The 14,264-nt window shown below is 55.9% G+C and carries 17 protein-coding genes; 10 read left to right on the top strand and 7 right to left on the bottom strand.

The window, feature by feature from the left end; all coding sequences use genetic code 11:
* The first annotated feature begins 2 nt into the window (after positions 1–2).
* Positions 3–482, top strand: coding sequence for a pantetheine-phosphate adenylyltransferase (gene coaD, locus CSK29544_RS05085; RefSeq protein WP_007894823.1), 480 nt, complete (start codon positions 3–5; stop codon positions 480–482).
* On the opposite strand, the gene mutM is transcribed toward coaD, so the two are convergent.
* The 4 genes from mutM to radC all read right to left on the bottom strand — a co-directional run bounded on the left by mutM (position 483) and on the right by radC (position 2,698).
* Positions 483–1,292, bottom strand: coding sequence for a bifunctional DNA-formamidopyrimidine glycosylase/DNA-(apurinic or apyrimidinic site) lyase (mutM, locus tag CSK29544_RS05080; protein ID WP_004388472.1), 810 nt, complete (start codon positions 1,290–1,292; stop codon positions 483–485). It lies immediately after the preceding gene.
* Positions 1,293–1,405: 113 nt separating this feature from the next.
* Positions 1,406–1,573, bottom strand: coding sequence for a 50S ribosomal protein L33 (rpmG, locus tag CSK29544_RS05075; protein ID WP_003024094.1), 168 nt, complete (start codon positions 1,571–1,573; stop codon positions 1,406–1,408).
* 20 nt (positions 1,574–1,593) lie between these two features.
* The gene (gene rpmB, locus CSK29544_RS05070; protein WP_004388471.1) at positions 1,594–1,830 is read right to left on the bottom strand and encodes a 50S ribosomal protein L28; all 237 of its coding nucleotides are present in this window, start codon (positions 1,828–1,830) and stop codon (positions 1,594–1,596) included.
* A gap of 214 nt (positions 1,831–2,044) precedes the next feature.
* Positions 2,045–2,698, bottom strand: a complete 654-nt coding sequence (gene radC, locus CSK29544_RS05065) for a RadC family protein (protein WP_029039181.1) — start codon at positions 2,696–2,698, stop codon at positions 2,045–2,047.
* 182 nt (positions 2,699–2,880) lie between these two features.
* Between radC and coaBC the strand changes: the two genes are divergently transcribed.
* From coaBC to slmA, 3 genes are all read left to right on the top strand, one after another.
* On the top strand, positions 2,881–4,092 hold the full coding sequence (gene coaBC / locus CSK29544_RS05060; RefSeq protein ID WP_029039180.1) for a bifunctional phosphopantothenoylcysteine decarboxylase/phosphopantothenate--cysteine ligase CoaBC: 1,212 nt from the start codon (positions 2,881–2,883) through the stop codon (positions 4,090–4,092).
* The gene (dut, locus tag CSK29544_RS05055) at positions 4,070–4,528 is read left to right on the top strand and encodes a dUTP diphosphatase (protein ID WP_014727790.1); all 459 of its coding nucleotides are present in this window, start codon (positions 4,070–4,072) and stop codon (positions 4,526–4,528) included. Before coaBC ends, dut begins: the two co-directional genes overlap by 23 nt.
* 125 nt (positions 4,529–4,653) lie before the next feature.
* On the top strand, positions 4,654–5,250 hold the full coding sequence (gene slmA, locus CSK29544_RS05050) for a nucleoid occlusion factor SlmA (protein ID WP_007894827.1): 597 nt from the start codon (positions 4,654–4,656) through the stop codon (positions 5,248–5,250).
* 50 nt (positions 5,251–5,300) lie between these two features.
* On the opposite strand, the gene pyrE is transcribed toward slmA, so the two are convergent.
* Positions 5,301–5,942 (bottom strand): orotate phosphoribosyltransferase, encoded by a 642-nt coding sequence (gene pyrE / locus CSK29544_RS05045; RefSeq protein ID WP_007894831.1) that lies wholly within the window; start codon positions 5,940–5,942, stop codon positions 5,301–5,303.
* 64 nt (positions 5,943–6,006) lie between these two features.
* Entirely contained in the window at positions 6,007–6,723 is a 717-nt protein-coding gene (rph, locus tag CSK29544_RS05040; protein ID WP_029039179.1) for a ribonuclease PH, read from the bottom strand.
* Between the two features lie 125 nt (positions 6,724–6,848).
* On the opposite strand from rph, the gene CSK29544_RS05035 reads away from it, so the two are divergent.
* Together CSK29544_RS05035 and CSK29544_RS05030 are read left to right on the top strand one after the other, a co-directional pair.
* Positions 6,849–7,712, top strand: coding sequence for a YicC/YloC family endoribonuclease (locus CSK29544_RS05035; RefSeq protein WP_004388465.1), 864 nt, complete (start codon positions 6,849–6,851; stop codon positions 7,710–7,712).
* 172 nt (positions 7,713–7,884) lie between these two features.
* Positions 7,885–8,502, top strand: a complete 618-nt coding sequence (locus CSK29544_RS05030) for a trimeric intracellular cation channel family protein (protein ID WP_004387721.1) — start codon at positions 7,885–7,887, stop codon at positions 8,500–8,502.
* 29 nt (positions 8,503–8,531) lie between these two features.
* Here CSK29544_RS05030 and ligB read toward each other — a convergent pair whose 3' ends face one another.
* A complete protein-coding gene (gene ligB / locus CSK29544_RS05025) occupies positions 8,532–10,217 on the bottom strand; it encodes an NAD-dependent DNA ligase LigB (RefSeq protein ID WP_007894834.1) in 1,686 nt (561 codons plus the stop codon).
* A 257-nt stretch (positions 10,218–10,474) separates the two neighbouring features.
* Between ligB and gmk the strand changes: the two genes are divergently transcribed.
* The 4 genes from gmk to trmH are packed head-to-tail and all read left to right on the top strand — an operon-like array spanning position 10,475 to position 14,262.
* Positions 10,475–11,098 carry a guanylate kinase gene (gene gmk, locus CSK29544_RS05020; protein ID WP_004387719.1) on the top strand — a complete coding sequence of 208 codons (624 nt, stop codon included), beginning with the start codon at positions 10,475–10,477 and terminating at the stop codon, positions 11,096–11,098.
* A 54-nt stretch (positions 11,099–11,152) separates the two neighbouring features.
* Positions 11,153–11,428, top strand: a complete 276-nt coding sequence (gene rpoZ / locus CSK29544_RS05015) for a DNA-directed RNA polymerase subunit omega (RefSeq protein ID WP_000135058.1) — start codon at positions 11,153–11,155, stop codon at positions 11,426–11,428.
* Positions 11,429–11,447: 19 nt separating this feature from the next.
* Complete coding sequence (gene spoT, locus CSK29544_RS05010; protein WP_007894835.1) at positions 11,448–13,568, top strand: bifunctional GTP diphosphokinase/guanosine-3',5'-bis pyrophosphate 3'-pyrophosphohydrolase; 2,121 nt, start codon at positions 11,448–11,450, stop codon at positions 13,566–13,568.
* A 4-nt stretch (positions 13,569–13,572) separates the two neighbouring features.
* Positions 13,573–14,262 carry a tRNA (guanosine(18)-2'-O)-methyltransferase TrmH gene (gene trmH, locus CSK29544_RS05005; RefSeq protein WP_007894836.1) on the top strand — a complete coding sequence of 230 codons (690 nt, stop codon included), beginning with the start codon at positions 13,573–13,575 and terminating at the stop codon, positions 14,260–14,262.
* The last annotated feature ends 2 nt before the right edge of the window (positions 14,263–14,264 follow it).

Here is a 14,264-nt window from a genome sequence, read left to right as displayed (position 1 = left end):
CTATGACCACTCGCGCGATTTACCCCGGTACTTTCGACCCGATAACCAACGGTCATCTCGATATCATCACCCGTGCGGCCAGCATGTTTGATGAGCTGATCCTGGCGGTCGCGGCCAGCCCGCATAAAAAGACGATGTTTTCGCTGGATGAACGCGTAGCGCTGGCGCAGCAAGCCGCGGCGCATCTGCAAAATGTCAGCGTGACCGGCTTTAGCGATCTGATGGCGAACTTTGCGCAGACACAGCAGGCCAATGTTCTGGTGCGCGGTTTACGTACCGCGGGCGATTTCGAATATGAGATGCAGCTGGCGCATATGAATCGTCATCTGATGCCAACGCTTGAAAGCGTTTTTCTGATGCCGTCGAAGGAGTGGTCGTTTATCTCCTCAAGTCTGGTGAAGGAAGTGGCGCGTCACCAGGGCGACGTCTCCCACTTCCTGCCTGCGCATGTTCATCAGGCGCTGCTCGAAAAGCTGTGTTAATCACTTCTGACAGCGTCGACACCAGTAGGTGCGGCGCTGGGCATGTTTCCCCGCCAGAATCGGCGTGCCGCACACCCGGCACGGTTCGCCTTCGCGCCCGTAGACCTGCAACTCCTGCGCGAAATAGCCCGGTTTACCGTCGCTTTGCAGAAAATCGCGAAGCGTGGTGCCGCCCTGCTCAATCGATCGTAACAGTACCGCTTTGATCGCCTGCGCCAGCAGTTCGCACTCTTTTTCTGACAGCGACGAAGCCAGCCGATCGGGGTGGATCCCGGCCGCAAACAGCGACTCGCTGGCGTAGATGTTGCCGACACCCACCACCAGCTTGTTATCCATCAGCCAGGGCTTAATCGCGACTTTCTTTTTCGCACATTTTTCACGCAGGTACGCGCCGTTAAAGGCATCGCTTAGCGGCTCCGGCCCCAGATGCGCCAGCACATTATGGCCTTCGAGTTCACGCGTCCACAGCCAGGCGCCGAAACGGCGCGGATCGGTGTAGCGCAGCACTTTGCCGTTGCTCATCACGAGGTCAACATGGTCGTGCTTCTCGGCCGGGCGCTCCTCCGGCAGAATGCGCAGGCTGCCCGACATGCCAAGGTGAATGATTATCCAGCCATCCGGCAGTTCGAGCAGCAGATATTTGGCGCGACGCTGCACGCTGAGAATGGGTTTATCGCTTAGCGCGTGGATTTCGTCGGACACCGGCCAGCGCAGGCGGCCATTACGCACAACAGCGTGCAATATTGTTTCGCCAACCAGATGCGGTTCAATCCCGCGACGGCTGGTTTCCACCTCAGGTAATTCAGGCATAGCGTCTCTCGCGTGAGTTCATTAACAGGGAGCGGTAACAGAAGATATGAGGGCGGTTCGGAAAACAAAAAACCCCGCCGGAGCGGGGTTTTTGTACAAATCAGACAAAAATCTTATTTGATTTTAGCTTCTTTGTAGAGAACGTGCTGACGGACAACCGGATCGAATTTCTTCAGTTCCAGTTTTTCCGGCTTAGTACGTTTGTTCTTCGTGGTGGTATAGAAGTGACCAGTACCAGCAGAAGAAACCAGCTTGATTTTCTCGCGAATACCTTTAGCCATGATTTATTTCCTCTAAGTACTTAGTACTTTTCGCCACGGGCACGCAGTTCAGAAAGAACTACATCGATGCCTTTTTTATCAATTACACGCATACCTTTAGCAGATACGCGCAGAGTAACGAAACGCTTTTCGCTCTCAACCCAGAAACGGTGAGAGTGCAGGTTCGGCAGAAAACGGCGTTTAGTCGCGTTCAGTGCGTGGGAACGGTTGTTACCGGTCACCGGACGCTTGCCAGTTACTTGGCAGACTCGGGACATGTCTATTCTCCAAAAATCAAATTAGCTCGAGCTTCGTATAGGGTGTTGGCAGCCTCGTCAGGCCTGATGGCCCAGTCTGGCGGTTCAATGGAACTCGCATTGCCAGGCCCACATGCCAAACCCGAGATTCTCAAAGGTGGCGTAGTATACGCTGCCGGGGCCGTCTGCTCAAGTCCCGAACAGATAAAGATCGCTAAGGATCGCCACGTCTGGCTTATATCCACCCACGTTCGGCGAAAGAAACGTATTCTCCACGCCCAATGACCAGATGGTCAAGTACCCGAATGTCCACCAGCTGGCAGCTTTTCACGATGCGCTCGGTCACCATTTTATCCGCCCGGCTGGGCTCGGCACGCCCGGAAGGGTGGTTATGCGCAAGGATAATTCCGGCGGCGTTGAGCCGCACAGCCTCTCGAACAATCTCACGCGGATGCACTTCCACATGGCTGAGCGTGCCGGTAAACAGCGTATTCTGCCTGATGATGCGGTTCTGGCTGTCGAGAAAAATTACCAGAAACACTTCGCGCTCCTGCTCCGCAAGCTGGCTTTCCAGAAAGTCGCGCGTAATCGTCGGGCTCAGCAGCGCTGTCTCTTCGCAAGGGCGCGAGCGATAGTAGCGGCGCGCCAGTTCGCCGATGGCTTTAAGCTGCGCATATTTCGCCATGCCGACGCCGCCGATATCCCGAAATGGCCGAATATCCGCCGACAACAGCCCGTAGAGCGAACCGAAATGCGCCAGCAGCCGTTTTGCCAGCGTCATGACATCGATGCCTGGCGTCCCGGTACGCAAGAAAATCGCCAGCAGTTCTTCATCGCTTAAATCGGCCGCGCCATAACGCATCAGCTTTTCCCGCGGCCCGTTGTCCATTTTCACTATGGTCTTCCCTGCCCTGTGTCGCGCCGCCATTATCCACTTGTGGTCAGAGCCTGGCGACAGCGGGTTTTCATCCCTGCGCGACGTCTCGCAAAGTTTAAATTTCATACCGCCGCGCAGGTTTTGGGATTGTGATAAAATGCCCGCTTTCCAGAAAGTGACAGGAAGAGAAGACCATGGGCCTTGCCGGTAAAAAAATCGTTCTGGGCGTCAGCGGCGGCATTGCGGCGTATAAAACGCCGGAACTGGTACGCCGTCTGCGCGAGCGCGGCGCGGAAGTGCGCGTCGCAATGACCGAAGCCGCAAAAGCGTTCATAACGCCGCTGAGCCTGCAGGCCGTTTCCGGCTACCCGGTGTCAGACAGCCTGCTCGACCCGGCAGCCGAAGCCGCTATGGGCCATATTGAACTCGGCAAATGGGCGGATTTAGTGATTCTCGCGCCTGCCACCGCCGATCTCATCGCGCGTGTCGCCGCGGGTATGGCAAACGATCTGGTGACGACAATTTGCCTCGCCACGCCGTCGCCTGTCGCGGTCGTCCCGGCGATGAATCAGCAGATGTACCGTAATATCGCGACGCAGCAGAATATTGAGCGGCTCGCCTCGCGCGGTCTGCGCATCTGGGGGCCGGACAGCGGCAGCCAGGCCTGCGGCGATGTGGGGCCAGGCCGTATGCTCGACCCGCTGGAGATTGTGGAGCTCGCCGTTAAGCACTTCGCGCCTGTCAACGATCTGCAACATCTCAACATCATGATTACCGCGGGCCCGACCCGTGAGCGGCTGGATCCGGTGCGCTACATCACTAACGACAGCTCCGGCAAAATGGGGTTCGCGATTGCAGCAGCGGCGAGCGCCCGCGGCGCGCGCGTTACGCTGGTCGCAGGGCCAGTCGCCCTGCCGACGCCGCCAGGGGTTGAGAGAATCGACGTCGAGAGCGCGCTGGAGATGGAAGCCGCCGTGCAGCAGCGCGCCCAGCAGCAGCAGATTTTCATCGGTTGCGCAGCCGTGGCGGACTACCGGGCCGAGACGATTTCTTCCGAAAAAATAAAAAAACAGGGCGATGAGCTGACGCTGAAAATGGTGAAAAATCCCGATATTGTCGCAGGCGTCGCGGCGCTCTCGCAAAATCGCCCTTATGTTGTCGGGTTTGCTGCCGAAACAAATAATGTGGAAGAATATGCGCGGCAAAAACGCCAGCGCAAAAACCTTGATCTGATTTGCGCGAACGATGTGTCGCAAGCCGGTCATGGCTTTAATAGTGATACCAACGCTTTGCATCTTTTCTGGCAGGAGGGAGATAAAGTCTTACCGCTTGAGCGGAAGGCGCTCCTTGGCCAACGTTTACTGGACGAGATTGTTACCCGTTATGATGAAAAAAATCGACGTTAAGATTCTGGACCCGCGCGTGGGCGAGCAATTCCCGCTGCCAACGTATGCCACCTCCGGCTCAGCAGGTCTCGATCTGCGCGCCTGCCTGGACGAGTCCGTTGAACTGGCGCCGGGTGCGACAACGCTCCTGCCAACCGGCCTGGCGATTCATATCGCCGATCCTTCGCTTGCCGCTGTGATTCTGCCGCGCTCGGGCCTTGGGCATAAACATGGCGTAGTGCTGGGCAACCTGGTCGGGCTTATCGATTCTGACTACCAGGGGCAACTGATGGTTTCCGTGTGGAACCGCGGCCAGCAGAGCTTCACGATTGAACCCGGCGAGCGCATCGCGCAAATGGTGTTTGTACCTGTCGTGCAGGCGGAATTTAATCTGGTGGAAGACTTTACCGCCACCGATCGCGGCGAAGGCGGCTTCGGGCACTCCGGGCGTAAATAAGCCGCCCGCGTAACCGCGCATTCCTTAAGTAAAATAAAGCGAAATGATTACCGCAGGCGAAAGCCTGCGGACGCTTTGTGGATGCTCGCCTGGCAAGTGATTATTTTTCAGGGGTATTTTAAAACATGGCAGAAAAACAAACCGCGAAAAGGAACCGTCGCGAAGAAATACTTCAGTCTCTGGCGCAGATGCTTGAATCCAGCGATGGCAGCCAACGCATTACGACCGCGAAACTTGCGGCCTCCGTTGGCGTTTCCGAAGCGGCGCTTTATCGCCACTTCCCCAGCAAAACCCGCATGTTCGACAGCCTGATTGAGTTTATCGAAGACAGCCTGATCACCCGCATTAATCTGATTTTGAAGGATGAAAAAGAGACGCTTAACCGTCTGCGTCTGATTGTGTTACTTATCCTCGGTTTCGGCGAACGCAACCCCGGGCTGACCCGCATTCTCACCGGCCATGCGTTGATGTTCGAACAGGATCGTCTGCAGGGGCGTATTAACCAGCTGTTTGAGCGTATTGAAGCTCAGCTGCGCCAGGTGCTGCGCGAGAAAAAAATGCGCGAAGGTGAAGGCTACGTAACTGATGAGGCGTTGCTTGCAAGCCAGCTGCTGGCGTTTTGCGAAGGGATGCTGTCGCGCTTTGTACGCAGCGAATTCCGCTACAGCCCGACGGCGGATTTCGAAGCCCGCTGGCCACTGCTGGCCGCGCAGCTGCAATAAAAACGACGCAAATTAGCAAAAGGCCGGATATCCGGCCTTTTGCATTTCTGTCAGACGCCGTACTGCTGGCGATATGCCTCTACGGCAGCCAGATGGTTGGCCATCTCCGGCTTCTCTGCCAGATAGGCGATAAGATCATTCAGCGTAATAATCGCAATCACCTGACAGCCGTAATCGCGCTCCACTTCCTGAATGGCGGAAAGCTCGCCACGTCCGCGCTCCTGCCTGTCGAGAGAAATCATCACGCCGGCAAGCGTCGCGCCGTTCGCCTGGATAATCTCCATCGATTCACGAATCGCGGTACCCGCGGTAATCACATCATCCACCAGCATAACGCGGCCCTGAAGCGGGCTGCCGACCAGGTTGCCGCCTTCACCGTGGTCTTTGGCTTCTTTACGGTTGAAGCAGTACGGTACGTCGCGTTCGTGATGCTCAGATAGCGCGACGGCGGTCGTGGTGGCGATAGGAATGCCTTTATAAGCAGGGCCGAACAGCAGATCGAAATCGACGCCGGAATCGACCAGCGCCTCAGCATAAAAACGGCCCAGCAGCGCCAGATCGCGCCCGGTATTAAATAAACCAGCGTTAAAAAAGTAAGGGCTCTGGCGCCCGGATTTCAGCGTGAACTCACCAAATTTAAGCACCTGTTTGTTAAGGGCGAATTCAATAAACTGGCGCTGATACGGTTTCATGGCTTTGCTCCTCAAATAGCATATTACAGGCATAAAAAAGGCGACTCTTCAGTCGCCTTAAAAATCAGTTTGCTAACGCCGCCTTCTGCGACGCCACGATCGACTCGATTCCCCCACGGGCCAGCGCCAGCAAGTCGAGCAACTCCTCATGGGTGAATGGCTCGCCTTCCGCCGTGCCCTGCACTTCAATCATACGACCGTCTTCCGTCATGACGACGTTCATATCGGTTTCGGCGGCGGAATCTTCCACATACTCCAGATCGCATACGGCCTCACCGTTGACGATACCCACGGAGACCGCCGCCACCATTCCTTTCAGCGGGTTGGTTTTCAGCTTACCTGCCGCAACCAGCGCGTTCAGGGCATCAGCCAGCGCTACGCAGGCGCCAGTAATGGATGCCGTGCGGGTGCCGCCATCAGCCTGAATCACGTCGCAGTCGAGGGTTATCGTAAACTCGCCGAGCGCTTTCAGATCCACTGCCGCACGCAGTGAACGTGCAATCAGGCGCTGGATTTCAAGGGTACGGCCGCCCTGTTTGCCTTTCGCCGCTTCACGGGCGTTACGGGTATGGGTGGCGCGCGGCAGCATGCCATATTCGGCTGTGATCCAGCCCTGCCCCTGGCCTTTCAGAAAGCGCGGCACGCCTTCTTCAATGGAGGCGGTGCAGAGCACTTTAGTATCGCCAAACTCAACCAGCACGGAGCCTTCTGCGTGTTTAGTGTAATGACGGGTCAGGGTTACTGGGCGCACTGCTGATGCGCTACGGCCTGCTGGACGCATGGGCATATCTCCGGCTTGTTAACGAATGTGGCTGCGCATTATACGGGCTGAAAGCGCTTATTCCTATCCTGTCAGACCTGCGGTAGCTATAATCCCCTCATTCACATCAGAAAACGGGTACTTCTATGATCCGCAGTATGACCGCCTACGCCCGGCGAGAAATTAAGGGTGACTGGGGCAGCGCCACCTGGGAGCTGCGTTCAGTAAACCAGCGCTACCTGGAAACCTATTTCCGTCTGCCGGAGCAGTTCCGCAGCCTTGAACCCGTGGTGCGCGAGCGCATCCGTACCCGTCTGACACGCGGTAAAATCGAGTGTAGCCTGCGTTTTGAGCCTGATGCCAGCGCGCAGGGCGAGCTTATCCTTAACGAAAAACTGGCGAAGCAGCTGGTTTCCGCCGCTAACTGGGTAAAACTGCAAAGCGACGAAGGCGAAATCAACCCGGTTGATATTCTGCGCTGGCCGGGCGTGATGGCCGCTCAGGAGCAGGACCTTGATGCTATCGCTGCCGATATTCTCGCCGCACTCGACGGCGCGCTTGACGATTTCATCGTGGCGCGTGAAACCGAAGGCCAGGCGCTGAAAGCGCTTATCGAACAACGTCTCGAAGGCGTCAGTGCTGAAGTCGCCAAAGTACGAGCGCATATGCCGGAAATCCTTCAGTGGCAGCGCGAGCGCCTGGTGTCAAAGCTCGAAGAAGCGCAGGTGCAGCTTGAAAATAACCGCCTGGAGCAAGAGCTGGTGATGATGGCGCAGCGTATTGATGTCGCGGAAGAACTCGACCGCCTCGAAGCGCACGTTAAAGAAACCTATAACATCCTGAAGAAAAAAGAGGCCGTCGGTCGTCGGCTGGACTTCATGATGCAGGAATTTAACCGCGAATCGAACACGCTGGCGTCGAAGTCAATTAACGCTGAAGTGACCAATTCCGCTATTGAGCTCAAAGTATTAATTGAGCAGATGCGCGAGCAGATTCAGAATATCGAATAAGTTTTAAAAGGCCCGTCAGGGCCTTTTTTCCTTACAGCCACACCCATTCTCGCCTTTTACTCACTTCTCATTTTGCCTTAAAAAAACTAATCCGAAAGCGCTTGCCTTAGAAAATCTCAATCGTGATGCCATTCACGAATCGTTACCCTTTGCAGCCGATTTGGGGGGAACGATGTTACTGCATGTACTTTATTTAATTGGCATTACCGCAGAGGCGATGACCGGCGCTCTGGCGGCCGGCCGTCGCCGCATGGATACTTTCGGCGTCATTATCATCGCGACGGCAACCGCACTTGGCGGCGGGTCCGTCCGGGATATCTTACTGGGCCACTATCCTCTGGGCTGGGTAAAACACCCGGAATATGTCGTGATTGTCGCCGCTGCTGCGGTGATCACCACGTTTGCCGCGCCCGTGATGCCTCACCTGCGGCGTCTTTTTCTGGTGCTGGACGCGCTGGGGCTTGTCGTTTTCTCCATTATCGGCGCGCAAATCGCACTGGATATGGGCGAAGGCCCAATCATCGCCTCGATAGCCGCTGTTGTAACGGGCGTCTTTGGCGGCGTATTACGCGACATGTTCTGTAAACGTATCCCGCTCGTCTTTCAAAAAGAGCTGTACGCAGGCATCTCTTTCGCCGCCGCGGTGCTGTATATCGCCCTGGAGCACTATGTCTCAAGCCACGATGTTGTGGTGATAGCAACTCTGCTGTTCGGCTTTACCGCTCGTCTGTTAGCGCTGCGCTTTCGCCTCGGGCTACCGGTTTTTCATTACCGCGCCGGGACACACTGAGAGACTGTCCGCATCGTCGCACCTGTAATTTATGGCAACGCGAAGCCGTCAATTCGCTGAGCTGCCAGCCATTCGGCCAGCGCAGCGATATCCGGGTGGTGGATATAACTGACAAGCTGGCGCGCACGTTCGGCACCAACACCAGGAAGCGTCTGCCAGCTTCGCTCATCACGTGCCTGTAGCTGTTGCCATTTGCTATCTGTCAGCGCCTGCCAGGCCCGTGCGGGTAAAGGTAACCCAAGCGCCTTTACCCAGCGCTGAAAAGGCTGCTGACGGGTCAGGTTGAACTGATGCCAGAGCTGTGCCGCGCGCTGCGCGCTAAAACCCGGTGTTTGTTTTAAGGCATCAACGCTGAGCGCAAGCCAGGAAAAGAGATGCTCAAAATGATGGTGCTCTGATAACTGACGCCACGTTGCTTCACCCATGCCCGCGAGATCAAATACGGGCTTTCCGCTAAGCCAGGCCAGACGTGAAATAAACTGCTCTTCGCAACCGGTAGTGACGTACAGACAGCTTAGCGAATCGAAACGTGCGGTTGGCGGCACTGGCTTAATACGCTGCGTTGGCCGCCAGATAACCGCATCCAGCCGCGGAATTCCCTGACCAGCAAGACTGATTTCCACCTGATCGCCCTCAGCCAGATCGAGTTTTTCCCAGCGCGCCAGCGAACCTATACTCACTTTAGACACCTGTTTATCATCAAGCGTTACCGGCTCCAGTTGAGCCACAACGCTTATTTTGCCGGTCCGACCAACAGCAAAACGTAGCGCTTTAATTTCTGTTATCTGTTTCGCAGGCGGATATTTCCATGCCACAACCCATGAGCCTTCGCCCGGACGCCAGCTTTTTCCGGGCGGCTCCCTGCCTTCGCGAATTACGACACCATCGGTCACAAAGGGCAGCGGCTCGCTGAACCACTGCTCCCGCAGGCGTGCAACGTCCGAAACTGAATGTACCGGCTTACTCCAGGCTTGTGCCAGCGGGAACCCACCTTCCGCCAGAGTGGACAACCGCGCCTCCATCGCTTTCGGCCCGTCCGGCCACGCCCAGATAAACAGATCCAGATTGTTTAGCACTGATGATACCGTACTGCGCATCATTGCCCCCGCCACCTGCCCTCGTGCGTTGATGCCACCATCCTGCTGCTGACGATGCCCTGTCTGGCGCAGAAAAAGCTCGCCCTGTAACACGCTGTCAGCCAGCTCACCTGTTACCTGCAAAGGTATTGCCGGAATATGTCGGGCCCGCGCCGTCCAGTCCTCGCCCTGCTCGCCGTCTCCACGACTGATAACCTGTTGCAGTTTGCCTTTCCGGTACACCAGCGAAACCGCCACACCATCTACCTTTGGTTGTACCCATAGATCCGTTTTGCCGTGCATCCATTGCGAAAGTGAGGTGGCATCTTTGAGCTTTTGCACACCAGTATGCGCGACAGGATGGCGCGTGCGTCCTGCGGCAAGCGCCACTGGCGCGTCGTTGACTACTGGCAGCGCAAAACAGGTCTGCCATGCACGAAGCCTTTGGCGCATGCTGTCATATACCGCGTCGCTGACCTTATTTTCTCCATGCAGCCAGTACGCTTCATCCCAGCGCGTCAGCTGGTTTTCCAGCGCCGCGACCTCCTGTTGTGCCTGCTGCGGCGTCCAGTCAGGACAGGCCGCATAAGCGCCTGCGGATGCCAGAATGATAAGCAGTAAGAAAATCGTAATACGCACATTTCACCCCCTTCGCTTTCCTGCCGGGACGGTAATACATGACGTTGTCTGGCCGCGATGGGAGTTGTTACGTTTTACGAGAGGTTTTCCAGGGATTTTCGCTGATTGCATAAACGAGACAATTTTTCTGGATATTGCCTCGCAAAATTGCGCAAAGCGACGTGAACCCTGCGACAAAGACTACGCCAGCGTAGCGCGACGTGTATAATAAGGCGGTATACGCACCTCTTTTCGCATACCAACAGACGTAAAACCACATGGCTCAAGGCACGCTTTATATTGTTTCCGCTCCCAGTGGCGCGGGTAAATCCAGCCTTATTCAGGCTTTTTTGAAGACGCAACCGCTTTATGACTCTCAGGTGTCGGTGTCGCATACCACGCGCAATCCGCGTCCTGGCGAAGTTCATGGCGAGCACTACTATTTCGTTAATCACGACCAGTTTAGGGCGATGATTGCTGAAGACGCGTTTCTTGAACATGCGGAAGTGTTTGGCAACTATTACGGCACGTCACGCGCTGCGATTGAGCAGGTACTGGCGACTGGCGTCGATATTTTCCTGGATATCGACTGGCAGGGCGCGCGGCAGATCCGCGAAAAAATGCCGCAGGCGCGCAGTATTTTCATCCTGCCGCCGTCTAAGGAAGAGCTGAACCGCCGCCTGCGTGGGCGTGGTCAGGATAGCGAAGAGGTGATTGCAAAACGTATGGCGCAGGCCGTGGCGGAAATGAGCCACTATGCGGAGTACGATTACCTTATCGTGAATGACGATTTTGATACCGCGCTGGCTGACTTAAAAATCATCCTGCGCGCCGAACGTCTGCGTATGAGCCGCCAGAAGCAGCGACATGACGCTTTAATCACCAAACTATTGGCAGACTGAGCGTAGTTTCAGTATCATGCCCAGTCATTTCTTCACCTGTGGAGCTTTTTAAATATGGCACGCGTAACTGTTCAGGACGCTGTAGAGAAAATTGGTAACCGTTTTGACCTGGTGCTGGTCGCCGCGCGTCGCGCTCGTCAGATGCAGGTGGGCGGTAAAGATCCGCTGGTACCGGAAGAAAACGATAAAACCACCGTTATTGCGCTGCGTGAAATCGAAGAAGGCCTGATTAACAACCAGATCCTCGACGTGCGTGAGCGCCAGGAGCAGCAGGAGCAGGAAGCCGCAGAACTGCAGGCCGTTACCGCTATCGCTGAAGGCCGTCGTTAATCACTAGTGCGGGTAGCCCTTGTATCTGTTTGAAAGCCTGAATCAACTGATTCAACAATACCTGCCTGCGGACCAGATTAAGCGTCTGCAGCAGGCCTATCTCGTTGCACGTGATGCTCACGAGGGACAGACACGTTCAAGTGGCGAACCTTACATCACTCATCCAGTAGCCGTGGCCTGTATTCTGGCCGAGATGAAGCTCGACTATGAAACGCTCATGGCTGCGCTACTGCATGATGTGATTGAAGATACACCTGCTACCTACCAGGACATGGAACAGCTGTTCGGTAAAAGCGTTGCCGAGCTGGTGGAAGGGGTATCGAAGCTTGATAAGCTGAAATTTCGCGACAAGAAAGAGGCGCAGGCCGAAAACTTTCGCAAAATGATCATGGCGATGGTGCAGGATATCCGCGTCATTCTGATCAAACTCGCTGACCGCACCCATAATATGCGCACGCTGGGCTCTCTGCGCCCGGATAAACGTCGCCGCATCGCCCGTGAAACTCTTGAAATCTACAGCCCGCTCGCTCACCGCCTGGGTATTCATCACCTGAAAACCGAACTGGAAGAGCTGGGATTCGAGGCGCTTTACCCTAACCGTTACCGCGTTATTAAAGAGGTCGTTAAGGCTGCGCGCGGCAACCGTAAAGAGATGATTCAGAAGATCCTTTCTGAAATCGAAGGGCGTTTGCAGGAAGCTGGCATTCCGAGCCGCGTCAGCGGCCGCGAAAAACATCTTTACTCCATCTACTGCAAAATGGTGCTTAAAGAGCAGCGTTTTCACTCGATCATGGATATCTACGCGTTTCGCGTGATCGTGAAAGATGTTGACACCTGCTACCGCGTGCTTGGTCAGATGCATAGCCTTTATAAGCCGCGTCCCGGCCGTATGAAAGATTACATCGCTATCCCCAAGGCGAACGGCTATCAGTCGCTTCATACCTCAATGATTGGTCCGCACGGCGTACCGGTCGAAGTGCAGATCCGCACCGAGGATATGGATCAGATGGCGGAGATGGGGGTTGCGGCGCACTGGGCTTATAAAGAGCACGGCGAGAGCAGCACTACCGCGCAGATCCGCGCCCAGCGCTGGATGCAGAGCCTGCTGGAGCTGCAGCAGAGCGCAGGCAGTTCCTTTGAATTTATCGAGAGCGTTAAATCCGATCTCTTCCCGGATGAGATTTACGTTTTCACGCCGGAAGGGCGCATTGTCGAGTTGCCTGCGGGTGCGACGCCTGTCGATTTCGCCTATGCGGTGCACACCGATATCGGGCACGCCTGCGTCGGCGCACGCGTCGATCGCCAGCCCTATCCGCTGTCTCAGTCACTCTCCAGCGGCCAGACGGTAGAAATTATTACTGCCCCGGGCGCTCGCCCGAACGCCGCATGGCTCAATTTTGTCGTCAGCTCCAAAGCACGCGCTAAAATTCGCCAGATGCTGAAAAACCTCAAGCGCGATGACTCTGTGAGCCTTGGTCGCCGTCTTCTGAATCATGCGTTGGGTGGCAGCCGCAAGCTTGCAGAAATCCCGCCGGAGCATATCCAGCGTGAGCTTGAGCGTATGAAGCTCGCAACACTTGACGATCTGCTGGCGGAAATCGGTCTGGGCAACGCCATGAGCGTGGTGGTCGCGAAAAACCTGTTGCAGGGTGAAGCCACCGCCAGCAACCAGCCGAACGTGCCCGCAACCGGACATAGCCACTTGCCTATCAAAGGCGCGGATGGCGTGTTGATTACCTTCGCTAAATGCTGTCGCCCGATTCCAGGCGACCCGATCGTGGCACATGTCAGCCCGGGCAAAGGCCTCGTTATCCATCATGAATCCTGCCGGAACATCCGTGGCTATCAGAAAGAGCCCGAGAAATTTATGGCGGTCGAATGGGATAAAGAGACCGAGCAGGAGTTTATCACCGAGATCAAGGTGGATATGTTTAACCACCAGGGCGCGCTGGCAAACCTGACGGCGGCGATTAACACTGCCGGTTCAAATATTCAGAGCCTGAATACCGAAGAGAAAGATGGCCGCGTGTACAGCGCCTTCATTCGCCTCACGGCGCGCGATCGCGTACATCTGGCGAATATCATGCGTAAAATCCGCGTGATGCCGGACGTGATTAAAGTCACCCGTAACAGAAACTAACTGTATGAATTCTCAGCGTTACGCGCGTATCTGCGAGATGCTGGCCCGGCGTCAGCCCGATCTCACGGTCTGCATGGAGCAGGTGCATAAGCCTCATAATGTCTCGGCAATCATCCGCACCGCAGACGCGGTGGGTGTGCACGAAGTCCACGCAGTCTGGCCTGGCAACCGCATGCGTACCATGGCCTCTTCCGCCGCTGGCAGCAACAGCTGGGTGGAAGTGAAAACCCATCGCAACATCAGCGATGCGGTGAGCCACCTGAAAGCGCGAGGCATGCAGATTCTCGCGACTCACCTTTCTGATAAAGCGGTCGATTTTCGTGAAATCGACTATACGCGCCCGACCTGCATCCTGCTGGGCCAGGAAAAAACCGGTATTACCGAAGAGGCGCTAAGCCTCGCGGATCAGGATATTATCATTCCGATGACAGGCATGGTGCAGTCGCTGAACGTTTCTGTCGCCTCCGCACTTATCCTTTATGAGGCGCAACGCCAGCGGCAGAACGCGGGCATGTACCAGCGCGCCAACAGCACTCTGCCTGAAGAAGAACAACAGCGCCTGCTGTTTGAAGGCGGCTACCCGGTGCTGGCGAAAGTGGCGAAGCGTAAAGGCCTGCCCTACCCTCGCGTGAACGAGCACGGTGAAATCGACGCGCCACAGGACTGGTGGGCCACTATGCAGGCTGCGGAGTAAAC

Source organism: Cronobacter sakazakii (assembly GCF_000982825.1).
GTDB classification, from domain to species: domain Bacteria; phylum Pseudomonadota; class Gammaproteobacteria; order Enterobacterales; family Enterobacteriaceae; genus Cronobacter; species Cronobacter sakazakii.
This window is presented reverse-complemented; position numbering and strand designations above follow the sequence as displayed.